This is a genomic window from Anaerolineales bacterium (assembly GCA_015075625.1).
In the GTDB taxonomy this organism is placed as follows: Bacteria; Chloroflexota; Anaerolineae; order Aggregatilineales; family UBA2796; genus UBA2796.
This window is the reverse complement of record JABTTZ010000001.1, coordinates 1,956,473-1,974,898: the sequence shown is the minus strand read 5'-3', so window position 1 is coordinate 1,974,898 and position 18,426 is coordinate 1,956,473. Positions and strand designations below refer to the sequence as shown.

Below are 18,426 nucleotides of genomic sequence, written 5' to 3'. Positions count from 1 at the left end.
GATGTCCCCTCTCAAGATTGGTTCTTCATTTGGGTTGGGTAATCCGGTGTTGCGACGCCTTTTTGCCCAAGCAGCATGTTCAACTGGGAGGCGTGTCCGTGAACAATGAGGGTGAAGGGTTCTGGGGGGAGAAAGCCATCCTCTGTGCCAGTCAGGTAAAGGTCTAACCAAAACAGGGTGTGGTAAGCAACATACCACGCTTGGGAGAATTCTGGTTTCGTCTGTGATGTCGTCCATAGCGAGGCACGCCAAAGTTCCTCAGGATAGGCATCTATCGTACCGGCAAGGTACTCAATCGAAGCGCTAAACTGCTCCCAAATACTTGTTTTCAGATTGCTAGCCACTGGCAACCCCTCCTTGAGATAACTAGATGTTACGCAGTTGCCCTCATCCCCCTACCCCCCTTCTCCCAGTGGGAGAAGGGGGAATCCATTTTTTTGAGGGGGCTTCCCCCTCAAACGTCCCCTTTCGATGAATACAGGGTAAACAAGTTCAACTGCGTAAGTTCTATGTGGAATGAGGATTTTTGTTATCCCTGCTTGCCCCCACCCCCCTCACTTTGATATATAACTCTTTGCCCATTCTTAAAAGCCATTTAACAATCCCCGTAGCTATCCTTAACCTGTGATCCGCTATCTTCTCTAACGATGAGGGCAACCCCTCTCAACCGCATGTCAATTTTCGGAGGATGGAACACATGTTGAAAAAACGCCTCGCAGCGCTTTTTGCGCTGGTGGCAATTCTCGCCTCGACGTTCGCCAACACGCGGGCGCAGGCTGGAAAAACGATTGTCGATATTGCGATTGAAAATGGCAACTTCAAGACGCTTGTGGCGGCTGTGGAAGCGGCAGGCTTGGTCGATACCCTCAAGGGTGAGGGTCCGTTCACAGTTTTCGCCCCCACCGATGAAGCCTTTGCCAAAGTTCCCGCCTTTGTTTTGGATTACTTGCTCAAGCCCGAAAATAAAGACCTGCTCATCCGCATCCTGACCTACCATGTCGTCCCCGGCAAGGCGATGGCTGCCGATGTAGTGGGTATGATGACCGACAACGTGGCGACAGCAAAAAGCGTTGAAGGCAGCGAACTGGTTGTCTCTACCGAAGGCGAGAGCGTCTCGGTGAACAGCGCCGAAGTGATCACCGCCGATGTGGAAGCCTCCAACGGCGTGATCCATATCATTGACACCGTGTTGATCCCCGATATTGAACTACCCGAAGTTGATCCCCTCGCCGTAAAGGGCAATATCCTGACCGCTGGTTCCTCGACGGTCTATCCAGTGACTGCGGCTATCGCGGACATCTTCCGCAATGAAGGCTTTACCGATAACGTCGAAGTTGCCTCCGTTGGTACGGGTGCTGGCTTCGAGCGCTTCTGCAAGGCAGGCGAGACGGATATTGCTAACGCCAGCCGCGCCATCAAGGGCAGCGAAATTGAAGAATGTGCCAAGATCGGGCGTGAGCCATATGGCTTCTTCATCGGTGTGGACGCCCTCGCCGTTGTCGTTGGCAAGCAGACCGACTATGTGAAGAATCTGACGAAAGAACAATTGGCAGAAGTCTTTTCCGGCAAGTACGCTACATGGAAGGATTTCAACGCCGAGTTCCCCGCAGACCTCATCAAGCTGTTCAGCCCCGGCACAGACTCCGGCACCTTCGATTACTTCGTTGAAATCATTTTCAACAAGGCGAAAGAGCCGATTTTGAACGCCGCTGGCATCCAGTTCAGCGAAGATGATAACGTCCTCGTCACCGGTGTGGAAGGCACCAAGGGCGCTATCGGCTACTTTGGCTATGCCTACTTCGCCCCGAACACCGACACACTGAACACCGTCAGCATCAATGAGGTTGTCCCCACTGAGGAAACGGCAGAGAGCGGTGAATATGCTCTGAGCCGCCCGTTGTACATCTACACAACGGCAACGATCATGGCGGAAAAGCCGCAGGTTGCCGCCTTCATCAACTACTACCTAACCGTTGTTGATGAAGTCTACGGGACGGAAGCGGGCAAAGTTGGTTACTTCCCGGTGAACAGCGACGCCCATAACCTTGACCGGTTGGCGTTCCTCGCCCTCACCGCCAAGTAATCTCGCCTCGACATGGTGAGTTTATAACATTGTTGTGGGGAGGGGCAGAGTGTCCCTCCCCATAACCTGTCCTAAGGGAGACGTACAAGACACTGCCTATGCAAAACGATAACGCTATCCGCACCACCGCGATCTCGGCACGGGACGCTGTACGTCAGCGCAACGAAACGACGGGCTTACAACGTCACCCGCGCTTCCGCGAAGACCTTATTCGCCTGATTTTGATCGGCTGTGCCTCGGTGTCTATTCTGACCACATTTGCCATCATCCTTGTTTTAGGGACGGAATCCTCGCGCTTTTTCACCCGCGTGGGCTTTTCAGACTCGAACAAATATACAACGGCGGCGCTTGACGAGACGGCAGATCTTTTGGAAGTTACCGATGTGGGCAGCACGCTCAATGTCGGGCGCATCCTCCGCATTGGCGAGGAAGAAGTGCTGATCACTACAGAGGAATCGGCAACGCGCTTTCGCATCCAACGTGCCTATGGGGGGACGCGCCCAGAACGCCATCCGGTGAATGCTGCCATCGCCCTCGGTGAACCTGTCGATCTGGGGGATTACCTGACGGGTACCCGTTGGCAGCCAGAGATCGGGCAGTTTGGGATTTTGCCCCTCGTGAATGCGACCTTCCTCACCAGCCTGATTGCTATGCTCATTGCCGGACCGGTTGGCTTAGGGGTCGCTATTTTCCTGAGCGAATATGCCTCAGAGCGCGTGCGAGCGGTAGTGAAACCTATTTTGGAACTCTTGGCGGGCATCCCCACCGTCGTGTATGGCTATTTTGCGCTCACCTTTGTCACGATGATTTTGCGCTCCCTGTTGAATCGGGGGGACATTGAAATCATTGGGCAGTACAACATGCTCTCCGCCGGGTTAGTGATGGGCATCATGATTATCCCGACCATTTCCTCCATTAGTGAGGATGCGCTCAGCGCCGTCCCCCGCAGCCTACGCGAGGCAAGCTATGGCTTGGGAGCAACGAAATTTGAGACGGTGGTCAAAGTTCTCTTGCCTGCGGCGCTCTCTGGTATTTTAGCCGCCTTTATTTTGGGCATTGCCCGCGCCGTTGGGGAGACGATGATCGTCGCTGTGGCAGCCGGGGCGGGTCCGGTGCGGAACTTGACCCTTAACCCTGTTGAGTCTGGCGAAACCATGACGGGGCATATTGCCCGCATCAGCACGGGTGACCTCAGCTTTGGGTCGATCCAATACAACAGCATTTTCGTCATTGGCTTGACGCTGTTTCTGATCACCCTCGGTTTGAACCTTGCCAGCAACTACATTCGCAACCGCTTCCGCGAGGTGTATTCATGAGCGATCAAGCCATTCAGCCAATCCATCCTGCCCTGCAAAACACCGCCTTGTTTGAAAAAGCCTTAGCACACCGTAACCGTCGGGCGGCACTATGGCGCATGATCTATTTGGGTGCGAGTGTTTTCGCGCTGCTGGCGCTGGTGATTCTTTTCCTGACTATTGTGGATAAAGTCTTTGGGTTGGGCGTGCGCACCTATGACATACGCCCCGCCGAACTTAGCACAAAGCCCTTAGAGACGCTCAGCGAGGCGGAACTCGGCGCGATTATGGTCGAAAAAATCGGGGTGCGCCGCCTGCGGGTCATTGTGCGCGATAACCTGTTGGGCAAAACCATCGATCCAGCGCGGCTTAGCACGGAATCTATTGGGCAGCTTTTCGCTAACTGTCAATACCCTGCCGAAATTGCGGAGAAAATGTACAGCGAATTGGACGCTACCAATTTGGTGGCACTTTTGGAGAGCAACGTTGACCAAGCCGGGTTGTACGCCATCGTCAGCAAAGATGTGCTGCAACCGCGCATTGTTCAATTTTTCCCCCTCTTGCAAACCCTTTTTAACCGGAGCAGTGTAGAGGCAACCTTTCAGGCAAACTATCCGAAAGACGAACTTGTTTGGCACTCGTGGTTGAACCTCTCGTTCCTCACCACAGAGTTCACCCGCGACCCCGCCACCACCGGCTTGCGCATCGCCATTTTGGGGACGATTTACATCCTCCTTTTGACGATATTCATCTCTATCCCGCTTGGGATTGGCGCGGCGATTTACCTTGAGGAATACGCCAAACACACCCGCTTCACCGCCTTTTTGGAGACGCTCATCCGCAACCTTGCGGGCGTTCCCTCGATTATCTATGGGATGCTTGGGTTGGCGATCTTCGTGCGGGCATTGGGCGATGAGGCTGGTCTGACAAATGGGCGCTTTGTTGGAATCACCGACACGAACGGGCGGACGATCCTCTCCGCCGCCTTCACTATGTCCCTGCTCATTCTTCCTGTGATTATCATCAACAGCCAAGAAGCAATCCGCGCCGTGCCATCCTCGCTGCGGGAGGCAAGTTTTGGTATTGGGGCGACGCGCTGGCAGACGATCTGGCGGACTGTCCTACCAGCGGGCATTCCCGGTATCCTCACCGGTGTGATCCTCTCCCTAGCGCGGGCAGTGGGGGAAACAGCGCCCCTTCTGGTGGTGGGCGGGCTGACCTTTACCACACTTGACCCCAACGGCATCTTCTCAAAGTTCAGCGTGATCCCTATTCAGATTTTCGCCTGGACAAGCGAACCTGACCCGCGCTATAAGAATGTTGCTGCCGCTGCCATTCTGACCTTGTTGGTAATTTTGCTCACCTTGAACGCCACTGCCATTGTCTTACGTCAGCGCTATAGCAAGAAATTACGAGGGTAACCACCGATGACCGCACAAGCAAACCTTGCCACCATGAACGGATTGGCTACTAGGGACAACCTCGCCCTTGAACTGCACGATCTAACGGTTTTTTACGGTGAACATCGCGCCGTAGCTGGCGTGAACATGGCGGTTCAGAAAAGCAAAATCACCGCCTATATCGGACCTTCCGGCTGCGGAAAAAGCACTGTTTTACGCAGCATCAACCGCATGAACGACCTGATCCCGGGCGCACGGGTGGAAGGGGAAGTTCTTTATCATGGGAATAATCTCTATGCGATGGGCGTTGACCCCGTTGAAGTTCGCCGCCGTATCGGGATGGTTTTTCAGAAGCCAAACCCGTTTCCCAAAAGCATCTTCGATAATGTTGCCTATGGTCCGCGCTTGTTGGGCATCCGCGATAAGAACGTCCTCACTGAGATCGTTGAAACAAGCCTCCGGGCGGCAGTCTTATGGGATGAAGTCAAAAATGATCTGAAGAAATCAGGGTTGGCTCTCTCCGGTGGACAGCAGCAGCGGCTTTGTATTGCTCGCGCCCTCGCCACGCAACCCGATTTGATCCTGATGGACGAACCCTGTTCGGCGCTTGACCCCATCTCCACGCTGCGCATCGAAGAACTCATGCAAGAACTCTCTAGCCGTTACACGATTGTGTTGGTGACGCACAACATGCAGCAAGCGGCGCGGGTCAGCCATATGACAGCGTTCTTCCTCGCCAACGAAACGCGCACAGGGACGCTCATCGAATATGGGCAGACAACGGACATGTTCACCAAACCGAAGGATAAACGGACTGAGGATTACATTTCCGGGCGCTTTGGCTAGAACGTATTTCAAAAACTCCTATCCCCCCTACGCCCTTTCCCCGCTTGCAGGGAAAGGGGGAGCGATTCCCTCTTTCTGTGTACGGAGTGGGTGTTAGAGTTTCCAAGCCCCAAAGAGGTGGTTGTTTTCAGCCCGCTGCTTTAGCGGCGGGATCACTGGGGTTACACGGTCAACACACCCTACACCCCCTACAGCATTTTTCAAGGGGATTGACCCCGCCCTTCTTGTGAGAAGGCTGGCTGCCGCCCAACCAGTGAGGGTACTGCATTAAAGCGCGAGGGACACCCACCTTTACCCACCAATAGTTGTGGTTGGTCGCTGTTCGATCACGGTGACGCCGACCTCTTTGAACCTGCATTGAGTTTCCTCTCAACTTGCAGTAGAATCCTTACGTTTTCTTTGAATCCCAAAAGCACCCGCACTCAAAAGGACACGCGCAGCTATGGCGAAGATGGTACAGATTGGTGAGCATTCCGTTGGCGCAGGGCAACCTACATTCATCGTTGCCGAGATCGGCATTAACCACAACGGGGATATGGACATTTGCAAGCGCCTGATTGACGCTGCCATCGAGAGCGGCGCCAATGCCGTAAAATTTCAGAAGCGAACGATTGATGTGGTCTATTCGGCGGAAGAACTCGCCCGCCCCCGCGAAAATCCCTTTGGTGCGACGAATGGCGATCTTAAATATGGGTTAGAATTTGGGGTCGATCAGTATGCCGAGATCGACGCCTACTGCCGCGAGAAGGGCATTCTGTGGTTTGCCTCGTGTTGGGATGAGGGGTCGGTAGATTTCATTGAGAAATTCCAGCCCGCCTGCTACAAGATTGCCTCTGCCTCGCTCACCGATGACAACCTCCTCCGTCACCACCGCCAGTACAAACGCCCGATTATCCTCAGCACAGGGATGAGTACACTAGAGCAAATCGATCATGCGGTGGAGGTTTTGGGTAAGGATGATTTGATTCTGCTCCACACGACAAGCACCTATCCTTCCCAGTTGGAAGAACTCAATCTGCGAGTGATGCATACCCTTGCCGCCCGTTACCCCGATGTTCCCGTCGGTTACAGCGGGCATGAGGTGGGACTTGCCCCCTCCATCGCGGCGGCGGCGCTTGGGGCGGTGATGATCGAACGGCACATCACGCTGGATCGCGCCATGTGGGGCAGCGACCAAGCGGCAAGCGTCGAACCCCAAGGGTTCGCCCGCATGGTGAAAGATATTCGTGCCATTGAGATCGCCCTCGGTGACGGCGTGAAGGTTGTCTACGAGAGCGAAAAATCGATCATCAAAAAATTGCGCCGCGTGGGGGCATAACACACACCGTGTCCGTCCAAGAGACACTCTCCCTTCGGGATCGCGTCGCCGTCATTACCGGAGGGGCGGGCTTGCTTGGCATCAAGCACGCGGAGGCAGTTGCCGAGATGGGCGGCAGCCCCGTCCTTGTGGACATCAGCGCGGAGCGGGTGGCTACCGCCGCCGCTGACCTCCAAGCGCGGACGGGCTGTGGGGCGTTGGGCATCCACGCCGACATTACGAATCCTGATTCGGTGCGGGGCATTCTTGAACAAACGCTCGCCGCCTTTGGGCGGGTGGACATCCTGATCAACAACGCGGCGAACAACCCAAAGGTTGAAGCGGCGGCGGGTCAGCAGTGGTCGCGCTTGGAAAATTTCCCTCTAAGCGTGTGGGAGCAAGATATTGCCGTTGGGGTGACGGGGGCGTACCTCTGTTCCCAAGTGATTGGTGCGGAATTGGCGCGGCGCGGAAAGGGTGTGATCCTCAACATCGCCTCTGATCTCGCCGTGATCGCCCCTGATCAGCGGATTTACCGCCAGCCCGGGCTGCCCGACGACCAGCAAATGGTAAAACCGGTGACTTATTCTGTGGTGAAGGCTGCCCTTGTTGGGTTGACGCGCTATTTGGCAACCTATTGGGCGGAACAGGGCGTGCGGGCAAACGCGCTGAGTCCGGGCGGCGTCTTTAATGGGCAAGATGAGGCATTCGTTGCCCGCCTGACAAACCTGATCCCGATGGGACGCATGGCGGCACAGGATGAATACAAAGCCGCCGTTGTGTTCCTTGTTTCTGACGCTTCCGCCTACATGACAGGGGTGAATGTTGTCATTGATGGCGGGCGGACGGTGTGGTAACGGTTGCGATAGAGACACGACAGATTGAGGTGTGAATGGGGATGTAGAGTATGTTCATTCGCCGCCTTATTGGGCTTTCCTTTATTGGGATACTACTGTTCACTACCTTAGGCTTTTCCTCTACCGGAATCAGTCGCGCTCAAGATGAACGTGGCATGGAGCGCTATGCGGCGCAGTTCACTGGCGAGGTTGGCGCGGCAATGGTCAAGATTGCCCAACGGGGGCGCACGAATGGGCTGCACCTCAACGTGTTCTCAACGGCGGGTGATTGCCATGTTGCCGATAACTGGTTCATTCAGTTTTACAAGGATGGACGTTCCTACAACCTCGGTAACTACCACTGGCTGCAAACCGTCCTTGATTACTACACGGAAGGATCGTTTTTGAATCGCAGTTGGGCGCACGAGGGGGGCTTCACCAGTGCCGCCATTCTTGATCCGACATGGGCAGACCCCAAAGCCTGCGTCGCTGACGAAAGCCCGATCTTATGCGAAATTCGGGTGCATCGTCCAGCGGTGATCATCATTGAAGTGGGGGTTATTGATCTCGCCATTGGGACACCCCCGGAGCGGTTCGAGTCCAGCCTGAATCGGATTATTGATGCCGCGCTTGATGCCGGTGTGATCCCCATGCTTGCCACCATGCCGCAGCGTCCGCGTTATTTCCGCCAAGCCATTGCGCTCAACGACACTGTGCGGAGCGTTGCCGCCGGACGCACCCTGCCTTTGATTGACCTCGCCGCTGCTATTGATGCTCTCCCCAATCATGGGGTGGCGACAGATAATCTTCACCTTAGCCCGGGCAACGCCTTCATCAGCGCCGATTTCCGCTATATGGAGGATGGCTTCACCATTTGGAACTTCCTCGTCTTGCAATCGCTCTACAATACCATTCCTATTTTGAATTGGTCGCAAGCGGAGAGCGTTCAGAACTAGCGCTGATTCCCCAATCAAAAAGGCGAAGAGGCGTTACCCCTTCGCCTTTAGAAAAATGATCCTATATCGGCGACGGCGGGTTACGCCTTCGCTTTCTCCAAGACGGTTGCCAATTCAGTACGCAGGCGTTCCTTCGGACGGAAGCCAACCAAGCGTGCCGCCACTTCGCCGCCCTTAAAGACAAGCAAGGTAGGGATACCCTGAATGCCATAGGTTTCGGGGGCGATAGGGTTGCTATCAACATCGAACTTGCCGACGCGCAGTTGTCCGGCGAATTCCTCGGCGATATCCTCTACATGGGGGGCGATCATCTTGCACGGACCGCACCATTCTGCCCAAAAGTCAATCAGCACGGGGGTTTCCGAATCAAGAACCTCCTGCTGGAAAGTTGCATCGGTCACTTCAAAGGTATGTTTACCCATTAGCGTATACTCCTCTATCAGGTATGTTCGCCGCACCGCTGCCGTTTGACGCCTCGCCCTGTGTGGTGCTAAGATGCAGCACAAGAGGGATTTGTATTGGTAAGCAGTGATGTGGAAGGTTATTCTCTATGACTACAGACGCAAATCATCTCCCAGAACTTACGGAGCGTCAAGAAAAAATTCTTACGCTCATTGTTCAGGAATACACCAACAGCCCTGAACCCGTCGGCAGCAAGTACCTTGCCGAAACACACCTTGCCACCATCAGCAGCGCGACCATCCGCAACGAAATGGCGCGGTTAGAAGAATTGGGCTTGCTTGCTGCGCCGCACACTTCCGCCGGACGGATTCCCACTGAAGCGGGCTACCGTTATTTCGTCCGCTCCCTCATGGCGAACCCCGACCATGATCTGAGCGCCGCCGACAAACACCTGATTCGGCAAGATTTTGAACGCACCCCTAGCGACCTTGCCATGTGGCTGCGCACAGCGGCGACGACCCTTGCCCGCACCACCCGTTCGGCAACAATGGTGACCGCCCCTCGCGCCCCGGCAAGTTACTTTAAACATCTTGCCTTGCTCGCCACACATGGGCGGATGGTGATGATGGTGTTGGTGATGCAAAGTGGCGATGTCCGCCAGCAAATGTTCACCCTTGCCGAAAGCTATACCCAAGATCATCTGAGTGCGGCGACAAACAAGCTGAACACGATGTGTGCTGGGTTGGATGCCGATCAGTTGCAAGCGCTCATCCCGTCTTTTGAAAGCGATCTTGAACGGGAAGTGTTCGATCTGGTTGTGGAAGCCCTGCGCGATCTCGATCCACTGGCGGCGAACGCCTATCGAGGGGGACTTAGTGATGCCCTTTTTGAGTTTCCCGACAGCCAGAGCGCCCAACAAGCCGTTCGGCTGATTGAAGGGCAGCGCGGCTTAGAACCGATTATGGATGAGGCTGCCGAACAACCGATTGGCGAGGTGCGCGTTTTGATCGCTGGCGATGGACGTTGGGAAGCGATTCGTCACCTGAGCGTTGTCCTCAGCCGCTATGGAGTGTCGGGGCGGGCGGTGGGGACGTTGATCGTCATTGGACCAACGCGGATGCGCTATGGGCGGGCAATTTCAGCAGCGGGCTATGTCTCTGGGATGATTACCAATCTGATGCTTGGGGTGTATGGTGTGGGTGAGGAGTGACAGGGGTGATCGCGTGAAGGTTCTGCGTGCTTTGCGACGTAGCTCTGTGAGACTGCCTCTGACGGCTGTTCACAGCGCTTATGATCAGTTGGCAGAAATCTACCCCCCGCACGCCCACAACGCCCTGATGCGCGTGGAAGAAGCGGCAATGCTGCGGCATATGCCCCCTCTAAAGGGGAAGCGCGTCCTTGACCTGGCCTGTGGGACGGGGCGTTATGGGCGCTTGGCACAAGAGGACGGCGCGGCACAGGTTGTTGGCGTTGACCTCAGTCTCTCGATGCTCCGCAGCGGCGTGCTGAGCGCCGCCCAAGCGCGGATGGACTGTCTTCCCTTCCTGGCGCAGACGTTCGAGGTTGTCTTGTGTGGGTTAGCAATAGGGCACCTCCCGCCATCAGCCATGCACACTGCCTATAGGGAGATCGCCCGCATCCTCGTTCCGGGCGGCATTGCCCTGATCAGCGATTTTCACCCCTACCTTGCCCTGCGTGGTGGGCAGAGGCGGTTCACACTTTCCGATGGTCGCCAGATTGCCATTGCCCACTTTGTATATTTTCTGTCAGATCATTTTGCAGCCATGCGTGAGTCCTCTATGATTCTAGAGCAGATGGATGAACCCCTTACAGAACTTGGCGGAGAGCATATCCCCGCTGTCATGATTTTACGGTGCATCCGAGAGGAGAAGGAACGATGAATACCGATTATGAGTTAGCCCAACAACTGTGGCAAGATGGCTACCAACGACAAATGTCGGGTGCGGCAGGGGGTATTGACGAGGCGATTCAGCTTTACCAAGAGTCCATCATGACCTACCCAACGGCGGAAGCGCACACCTATTTGGGGTGGGCGTACAGCCTGAAAGGGCGTTTTGAAGAGGCCATTCGCGAATGTGAGATTGCTATTCGGCTTGACCCCGATTTTGGCAACCCTTATAACGACATAGGCGCGTACATACTGGCGATGGATCGCCCCCTAGAGGCAATCGAGTGGTTTGAGCGGGCAATTGACGCGCCGCGTTATGATCACCCCGCCTTCCCTCATATGAACATTGCCCGCGCCCGCCTGAAATTAGGGGAGGTCTACGCGGCATTAAGTTCGCTGCGGCGAGCCTTCCAGATTGATCCCGGCTATTTGCCGGCTGTGAACGCCTACTACGACATCCTAACAAAGTTGAATTAGGCGCATAGGTCAGGGCGCTTTTGCAAAACCCCTATCACCCTTTCTTCGCAAGCCATGACAGGGGAACGGGGGGAATACACCCGTCCCCGGCGCTGAAGTGCCGGACTTGAAAGCCCGTTCTTGGTTTCCTCTGATCGCAGCCCCGCCCTTTAGGGCTTGTTCGGTAAGGAAAAGAACGTATCGCCCATGGACAATCCAAGCCAACAACGAAAGGATTGAACAATGGATAAGGATACCTTCTCCACCGAATTATAGGTGTAGAGGTTACGCCGTTGCCTTCATCCCCCTAACCCCCTTCTCCCTGGGGGAGAAGGGGAAATCACATCTTTGAGGGGGCTTCCCCCTCCCCCCCCCGCCCACAGAATTTCTGACCTTTCCCTGTGTGCGGGGAAAGGCGACTGCTGCGCAGTAACCGGGGGATAGGGGTTCTTTTAGAAATCTTTCCGATGAACGCCTAGCCTTTCACCGACCCCGCCAGCAGACCACGAATGAAATACCGCCCTAACAGGATATAGACCAACAGTGTTGGCAATGCCGTTAGGAACGACCCCGCCATTTGCAAGCTGAAATCGATTGCCTGTCCGCCGCCTAAACTAGCGAGCTTCACGGTGATCGGCTGCGATCCCTCGCTGGTGAGCATGACGGCAAAGAGGTACTCATTCCAAATTTGGGTGAACTGCCAAATGATCACCACAACGAATCCAGGCAACGAAAGAGGAAAAACGATGTTTGCGTAAAGCCGCCAAAAGCCTGCCCCATCGATCTGACCCGCCTCCATCATCTCCCCCGGAATCTCCGCGTAGTAGTTGCGGAAAATGAGGGTCGTGATTGGCAGCCCGTAGATCACATGGGTCAAGATCAGCCCGACGAGATTTCCGGTCAGGCGGTATTCCCCAATGCGCACCCCACTGATGAACTGAAAGAGGGGAATCAAGATGCTTTGGTAGGGGATGAACATCCCAAAAAGCATCAAGGGGAAGATAATCCCCGCACCGGGAAACTTCCATTTGCTGAGGATGTACCCGTTCAGCGACCCCAACAATGCCGAAAGCGCCGTAGCCGGAAGGGTCAACAGTAGGCTGTTAACGAAATTCGGGCTGAGTGTGTTGAAGGCGGTGACGAAGGAATCGAGGCGAAACCCTTGCGGCAGCGACCACACCCGCTCCAAGTTCACTTCGCTCGGCGCTTTTAGGCTCGTCGTCAGGACGAGGTACACCGGCACAAGGAACAAGATACAAGCAATAATCAGCGCGGCGTAAATGGCGAAGCGTCTCGGATTCAAGCCCGTGCCGCCCGCCTTTGGCTTGGCAGAAGAAAGTACAGCGGTCATGGTTAACGTGCCTCCGAGGAACGCAATTGACTGATGAGGTAGGGAACGATCACAAGGGCGACCAAGACCAACATGACGACGGCGATTGCTGCGCCGTAGCTGAAATTGTTTCCTCGGAACTGTGTCCACATCTGAACGCCGGGGACATCCATGTAGAGGTTGTTTGCCCCTGCCATAACGAACACGAGGTCGAAGATTTTCAGCGAGATATGACCGAGGATGATGATCGCGCTGAGCGTGATCGGTTGTAAAAGGGGCAGTACCACATGGCGGTAGACGCCCCACTCATTGCAGCCATCGACCCGCGCCGCCTCACGAAGTTCTTCGGGGATGCCACGCAGACCGGCAAGGTACATCGCCATGGTGTAGCCGGACATTTGCCATACAGCGGCGACAACAACGGTGAACAAGGCATAGTTTAAGCCGTATAGTTTGCTGGCGCTCACCTGCATGAAAGCATCGGACAGCCCGCTGAGGAAAAACCACCCAACCAGACTCGCCGCCGCGATTCCGGCAATGACTGCCGCTCCTGGACGGCGTTTCATGGCGGCGCGTACCGCCACAACGATGAACCCGACGACCACCAAAAGGATGATGATGTGGACGGCTGCCCCCCAACTGAAGTTTAGCCCCGTGCGAGTATCCGTCATCCAAGGGAACTGCTGCGGTGGCAAGGGCGGACTGCCGACGACGGTAGGGAGGGTGTTGAACCCACTGCGGGGGTTAAACAGCCAACGCCAGACCGTCCCCGTGACCACAAACGAGAGCGCCATCGGAAAGAGAAAAATGGTGCGGAAGATCGACTCCCCACGAATTTTCTGATCCAAGAGGATCGCCAACGCCAAGCCTAAGATCAAGCACAAGGCAATGAAAAACAAGGTGAAAAAGATCGTATTCGTCAGCGAAATACGAAAGCGGAGGTTCGAGAGATTTGTGTTGTTGGTGAAGAGATCAACGTAATTGCGTGTGCCAATGAAATTAATCGTTGGATTTTCTTGCATGGTTGCCCAATCGGTCAGAGAGTAGTAGACCGTTTGGGCGATGAAGCCGTAGACGAAGATTGCCAAGAGGATCACTGAGGGCAACAATACGGCGATTGCCATCAACCGATCACGAGAAAAACGTCCGACCATAGTGATTTTTCCTAACCAATAAGCAAGCACAAACCGGTTTCAGATATGAAAGCGGATCGGTCTGTACAGACCGATCCGCCACAAAACTATCTCACTGCACCCAAGCGCAAAAGGTTATTTCGCGTAGGTGCTTTCCGCCACGCCCTGCGCCGCCATCGACGCCAAGCCGCTGTCGCGGGTGGCAACATAGACGGAGAGGATCGTTTGGAAGTCGTTCGTGAACGATTCCGGCGCGGCTGCACCATGAATCAAGCTACCCACAATGGCATCTTTGGCAAAGTCTGCCGCCGCGCTCTGGAGGTAGGCATTGTACAAGGCAGGATTCTTCGTATCGGCGTCAATACGTGCCGGAATCGACCCCTTCAGCGGGTTGAAGGCATCTTGCCCTTCCACCGAGCCGACCAGTTTGAGCCAGTTCATGACGTTTTCTGTGTTGGCAACGCCCTTCGGCAAACCGAAGGCATCGCTCAACATATTAAAGACACCAGCCGTGCCGGGGGCGGGCGCATAGCCAAAGCCCACGCCGGGTTCCAGGTTCTTCGTCGTGGTCATGTAGCCGGCTGCCCAGTCACCCATGATGTTGAAGGCGGCTTTGCCCTCCAACACGAGGTCGGTTGCCTGCTGCCAGCTTAGCGACGCTGCATCGCTGTTCGTGCAGTCCAACACCTTGCCAAAGGATTCCCACGCCTTCACCGCCGCTTCATCCGTCCACTTCATCGTGCCAGAGAACAGATCGCGGTAGCCTTGCACACCCAGTTCTGCCAAAAGGACGTTCTCAAAGAGGTGAACGGCTGTCCAGTTCTCACCGAGAGCTAACGCGGTGACGCCAGCGCCCTTTAGGGTTTCGCAGGTGGCGAAGAATTCATCCCACGTGGTGGGGACTTTCACGCCCCACTCTTCGAGCTTGGCGGGGACATACCACATGACGTTCGAGCGGTGAATGTTCACCGGAACGCTGTAGATGTTGCCTTCATAGCTCATCAGATCGAGCAAATCCTTCGGGAATTTGTCTAGCCAGCCTTCGCTGGTGTACAAATCGGTGAGGGATTCCATCCGCCCGGAGATCACCCACGTGCCGGTGAGTTCTTGCCCGGCATGAACTTGGAAGCTATCGGGCGGGTTACCGCCGAGCATACGGGTCTTCAACACAGCACGCGCCGCAACGCCTGCCCCACCGGTGACGGTGGCATTGATGACTTCCACACCCGGATACTTCTCGGCATAAAGTTTGAGCAGCGCCTCAAGCGCGGGACCTTCATCCCCTGCCCACCACGAATAAATTTCGAGCTTGCCGCTTTGAGCAACAGCCGTTGCCGCCGCACCAAAAACTAAAGCAAGCACCATCAAAAGAGTTAACGCACGTTTCCGCAACATATCCACGAACCTTTCCGAAAAGTGATTCATTTTTGGCGTGGTGTAAGTTCATAACAAACTTCCCACACGCACCATTGAGGATTATAGCGCTGTTGCGGCAAGACGCAATGTGCCTATGCCCAAAAAGAAGGGTATGACAGGAGGTATTTAACACTGGCTAGGCGTTACCCACGTGACCTTAATCTACCCCCCTTCTCTCTGAGGGAGAAGGGGGAAAGGAGGGGTTACAGATGCTCGAAAACCGTGTGGCGTACAGTACCCTCACTGGTTGGGCGGCAACCAGCCTTCTTACAAGAAGGGCGGGCGTCGCTCGTTTACCCCTTAGATCACCACCGCCTAGCCCATCGATAAGCATATCGTGATAAGCAGGGCTGTCAACCACTAAGGGGTCAATCTCTTTGAAAAATGCTGTAGCGTTACCTATGGCGCAGCCTCAGGCTATTCCCCACCACAAATACCACAGAATTCAAAGCACCATAGCAGCGGCGGTGTAAAGCGATTAAATGTTGCAGCACTCTTCGACAGCCAGTTTCTTGAGAGATTGTCCCTCTATACGGGGAAATCTTCCTACTATCTTGCAGCCTCGTAAGTAACCAATCTGATGATTTGAAGTACGGTTTCAGAGAACCGTACTTTTTTGCATCTTGTGCAGGGTCGCCAACTGTACGATGCCTCTCACCGTTGTGCTACCATGAGATCACATGTCAAAAGAGGGTCGTCAACCACTTCAATTCGATATGTTCTCTGGTGAGCTTGTTGATGCCCGTACCGGGCATCAGAAAAAGAAAGACCGCGAACGAGATACTCCTCAGCAGACGATGATGTTCAAAACCCAAGAGGTGGTGCAGTTCGGAGGAAAAAAGAACTCAGCATATCGTGAGTGGCTAGACCAAGCCACCGCTCCCCCACTCATTCTCGAATCACAAGATACACGAACACCAGAGGAAATTGAGCAAGATTTTTTGCGCGAAGCGCAGAAGCATACCATCTCACTGTTTGAGGATACCTTGATGGAAACACCAGAAGTGGAAAAGGAGAACGCAGAGCCTCTCCACCCTCTCCCACGTTCTGCAATTGTGTTTGAAGCCCAAACCCATCAACAGATCATTGGCTTTCGCGCAAAACTTCGTAGACATTCACTTGCAGGCAAGGTTAGGCGACGAACTAGTTGATAGAGAGCTACGGTTTCCCTTACGGTTTTCCTAAACCGTACTTTTTCTCCTCCCATCACGCGATTTGTCACCCCGACTACACTCAGTTTTCATCCTTCGTGTCTGGACATGCGCTGCGCCGCTTCGCGCCGCAGCTTATCGCGCCCGAACCACTGTGATTATTTCCTCAGCGATGGAGATACCTCACGCCTCACCCCGTACCCGACCTTTTATATAGGCGCGATTTATTTCAGCAATTCTTTAGCAAGGCGGCTATCGGTGATTAATCCGTTGACATACCCGCACATCAGGGCAACACGGACAATCGGGGCTTTCTTGGCAGTTCCACCAACAAAATAGACTTTTCCGGTGTTTGCAATACACTCTTGGAGTGCTTCGAGCGGAATACGTGTTGTCGCTGCACTCATCGCCTGAAGCGTATCAGTGCCTACAATATTCCCCTCAGTGTCAAGCACATAGCCTAAAAATTCTCCCGCAAGTCGATTAATCTCTCTCGTGCTTTCGAGCATTCTGTAGATACCTCGATAGCTTGTGGGAACACGAGTATTATCTTCTTTGCTCCATCCATATCCACTGACAAACGCAACATTTAATCGTTCCCAGTCCCGTCGCATCTGTTCAAGCTGTCGAGATATTGGTTGCTCCTCAACGGGTACATAGGGAAGAAATGCGGCAGCGGAGTTATGGTGACGGTGACGCATAAAAGCAGCAAGAAAGTTGGCTGAGTTCACGGTTACTTCTTCATCATGCCGATAGGTAATTAGTGGTATCCACTGTGTTCCACTGAATTGTTGGGCTTTAGGCAATGTATTGGCACACATCCGATAGAGTGTATAGCCGTTGCCAAATCCAACCCGCGATGGTTTGTCGATATGCGACAAGACATGATGCGCGGCTGTCCATCCAATCAATTCCGGCGGGAGTGCTTCCCCAATCATGCTTTCAGGGAGATCAACAACAATGACAGACCCCGCAAGCTGTGGATATTGTTCTGCGATGCGTGCTTCAAGCGTTGAAGAGCGAGGCACAAAGGTAAAGGTAATCTCGCCAGAAAGCAGCGCAGCGCGGAGAAACGCAATAACCATATCTTTGTTCGCACGATACTTTTCAAGCCCTGGTAGGGCGTATAGGTCTTCGAGAGTTTTTCCTTGAAGGCACGCTTCAAGCAACTCCACGCCATGCTTCAAATCGCGTTCAGTATCAGGTGTTTTCAGATGAGAAAGCGCATTGGTATGGACATAGAGTGGACGCGGGTACGGTATCTGGGATGCGTCAGGGATGTGAGATGTTTCATCTCCAAGCAACGTATCAAACGAACACTGAAAGAGGGTACACAACTGCCAAATATCGCTCAGTCGCGGAAGTGTTTTCCCCCTTTCCCATTTGCTGACTAGCGTATCGTCACACCCGACAAACCCCGCCACATCAGTTTGATTCAAGCCAAATTCTTCACGTTTCTCTCGAATATTCTTTCCAACACGAACCAGAAACGCCTTAACATCTTTTTTGGGATCAATCTGCTTTCTCACCATCTCTGACGCAGCCTAACGTGCTTTACCTTTTCAATTCAAGTCTAGCGATTTTCAAGTTTCCGGCAACCGACTTGAATGCCGTTCAAGTCAGCCATTTTCAAACATGCTGGTTGGGTCAAGTGGGTTTGCTCTTCAATGGAGATAGCTTCGCCGATGAAGCACCTATCCGAAATCAAGATATGCAAAGGAGCTACTTCCCATGTTTGATCCATTTGTTGACCAGTTCTTCCGTATTTTATGGTACACCGTCTTGTTCATCTTCTGGGTCATCAAAGGCATCTTCGTGACCATTGCGAACATGAGCAACCGCCGTCGATAGGAGGAGCGGCAATGAACATAGTAGATGCAACCTGTGCGAACTGTGACGCGGAGATGCGTTGGCAA

General features: G+C 54.2%; 18 protein-coding genes and 1 pseudogene. 12 read left to right on the top strand and 7 right to left on the bottom strand.

From position 1 onward, the window contains the following. Positions 1-11 precede the first annotated feature (11 nt). Positions 12-344, bottom strand: a complete 333-nt coding sequence (locus HS103_08130; GenBank protein MBE7512769.1) for a hypothetical protein — start codon at positions 342-344, stop codon at positions 12-14. Positions 345-688: 344 nt separating this feature from the next. On the opposite strand from HS103_08130, the pseudogene HS103_08125 reads away from it, so the two are divergent. From HS103_08125 to HS103_08090, 8 genes and pseudogenes are all read left to right on the top strand, one after another. Then, a pseudogene (locus HS103_08125) lies at positions 689-1,198 on the top strand (fasciclin domain-containing protein). Then, a complete protein-coding gene (gene pstS, locus HS103_08120; protein MBE7512768.1) occupies positions 1,085-2,083 on the top strand; it encodes a phosphate ABC transporter substrate-binding protein PstS family protein in 999 nt (332 codons plus the stop codon). Before HS103_08125 ends, pstS begins: the two are co-directional and overlap by 114 nt. Before the next feature lie 98 nt (positions 2,084-2,181). Next, entirely contained in the window at positions 2,182-3,399 is a 1,218-nt protein-coding gene (gene pstC, locus HS103_08115) for a phosphate ABC transporter permease subunit PstC (protein ID MBE7512767.1), read from the top strand. Next, on the top strand, positions 3,396-4,799 hold the full coding sequence (gene pstA / locus HS103_08110) for a phosphate ABC transporter permease PstA (GenBank protein MBE7512766.1): 1,404 nt from the start codon (positions 3,396-3,398) through the stop codon (positions 4,797-4,799). Before pstC ends, pstA begins: the two co-directional genes overlap by 4 nt. Positions 4,800-4,805: 6 nt before the next feature. Continuing rightward, positions 4,806-5,624 (top strand): phosphate ABC transporter ATP-binding protein, encoded by an 819-nt coding sequence (gene pstB / locus HS103_08105; GenBank protein ID MBE7512765.1) that lies wholly within the window; start codon positions 4,806-4,808, stop codon positions 5,622-5,624. A 442-nt stretch (positions 5,625-6,066) separates the two neighbouring features. After that, on the top strand, positions 6,067-6,942 hold the full coding sequence (locus tag HS103_08100; protein ID MBE7512764.1) for an N-acetylneuraminate synthase family protein: 876 nt from the start codon (positions 6,067-6,069) through the stop codon (positions 6,940-6,942). Next, entirely contained in the window at positions 6,939-7,778 is an 840-nt protein-coding gene (locus HS103_08095) for an SDR family oxidoreductase (GenBank protein MBE7512763.1), read from the top strand. Before HS103_08100 ends, HS103_08095 begins: the two co-directional genes overlap by 4 nt. Before the next feature lie 50 nt (positions 7,779-7,828). Next, the gene (locus tag HS103_08090) at positions 7,829-8,713 is read left to right on the top strand and encodes an SGNH/GDSL hydrolase family protein (protein MBE7512762.1); all 885 of its coding nucleotides are present in this window, start codon (positions 7,829-7,831) and stop codon (positions 8,711-8,713) included. A gap of 80 nt (positions 8,714-8,793) precedes the next feature. Here HS103_08090 and trxA read toward each other — a convergent pair whose 3' ends face one another. After that, on the bottom strand, positions 8,794-9,135 hold the full coding sequence (gene trxA, locus HS103_08085; protein MBE7512761.1) for a thioredoxin: 342 nt from the start codon (positions 9,133-9,135) through the stop codon (positions 8,794-8,796). A gap of 128 nt (positions 9,136-9,263) precedes the next feature. On the opposite strand from trxA, the gene hrcA reads away from it, so the two are divergent. The 3 genes from hrcA to HS103_08070 are packed head-to-tail and all read left to right on the top strand — an operon-like array spanning position 9,264 to position 11,501. Next, a complete protein-coding gene (gene hrcA / locus HS103_08080; GenBank protein MBE7512760.1) occupies positions 9,264-10,325 on the top strand; it encodes a heat-inducible transcription repressor HrcA in 1,062 nt (353 codons plus the stop codon). A 31-nt stretch (positions 10,326-10,356) separates the two neighbouring features. Beyond that, a complete protein-coding gene (locus HS103_08075; protein ID MBE7512759.1) occupies positions 10,357-11,016 on the top strand; it encodes a class I SAM-dependent methyltransferase in 660 nt (219 codons plus the stop codon). Next, positions 11,013-11,501: a tetratricopeptide repeat protein gene (locus HS103_08070; protein ID MBE7512758.1), complete on the top strand. Its 489-nt coding sequence runs from the start codon at positions 11,013-11,015 to the stop codon at positions 11,499-11,501. The genes HS103_08075 and HS103_08070 overlap by 4 nt, the downstream gene beginning before the upstream one ends. Before the next feature lie 454 nt (positions 11,502-11,955). On the opposite strand, the gene HS103_08065 is transcribed toward HS103_08070, so the two are convergent. From HS103_08065 to HS103_08050, 4 genes are all read right to left on the bottom strand, one after another. Continuing rightward, positions 11,956-12,831 (bottom strand): carbohydrate ABC transporter permease, encoded by an 876-nt coding sequence (locus HS103_08065; GenBank protein MBE7512757.1) that lies wholly within the window; start codon positions 12,829-12,831, stop codon positions 11,956-11,958. Positions 12,832-12,833: 2 nt separating this feature from the next. Beyond that, on the bottom strand, positions 12,834-13,964 hold the full coding sequence (locus HS103_08060) for a sugar ABC transporter permease (GenBank protein MBE7512756.1): 1,131 nt from the start codon (positions 13,962-13,964) through the stop codon (positions 12,834-12,836). Between the two features lie 114 nt (positions 13,965-14,078). Beyond that, on the bottom strand, positions 14,079-15,338 hold the full coding sequence (locus tag HS103_08055) for a carbohydrate ABC transporter substrate-binding protein (protein ID MBE7512755.1): 1,260 nt from the start codon (positions 15,336-15,338) through the stop codon (positions 14,079-14,081). 178 nt (positions 15,339-15,516) lie between these two features. Then, positions 15,517-15,720, bottom strand: coding sequence for a hypothetical protein (locus HS103_08050; protein ID MBE7512754.1), 204 nt, complete (start codon positions 15,718-15,720; stop codon positions 15,517-15,519). Between the two features lie 319 nt (positions 15,721-16,039). On the opposite strand from HS103_08050, the gene HS103_08045 reads away from it, so the two are divergent. Continuing rightward, positions 16,040-16,510 (top strand): hypothetical protein, encoded by a 471-nt coding sequence (locus HS103_08045; protein MBE7512753.1) that lies wholly within the window; start codon positions 16,040-16,042, stop codon positions 16,508-16,510. Positions 16,511-16,734: 224 nt separating this feature from the next. Here the strand turns inward: HS103_08045 and HS103_08040 are convergent, their stop codons facing one another. Further along, entirely contained in the window at positions 16,735-18,042 is a 1,308-nt protein-coding gene (locus HS103_08040) for a helix-turn-helix domain-containing protein (protein ID MBE7512752.1), read from the bottom strand. Between the last annotated feature and the right edge of the window lie 384 nt (positions 18,043-18,426).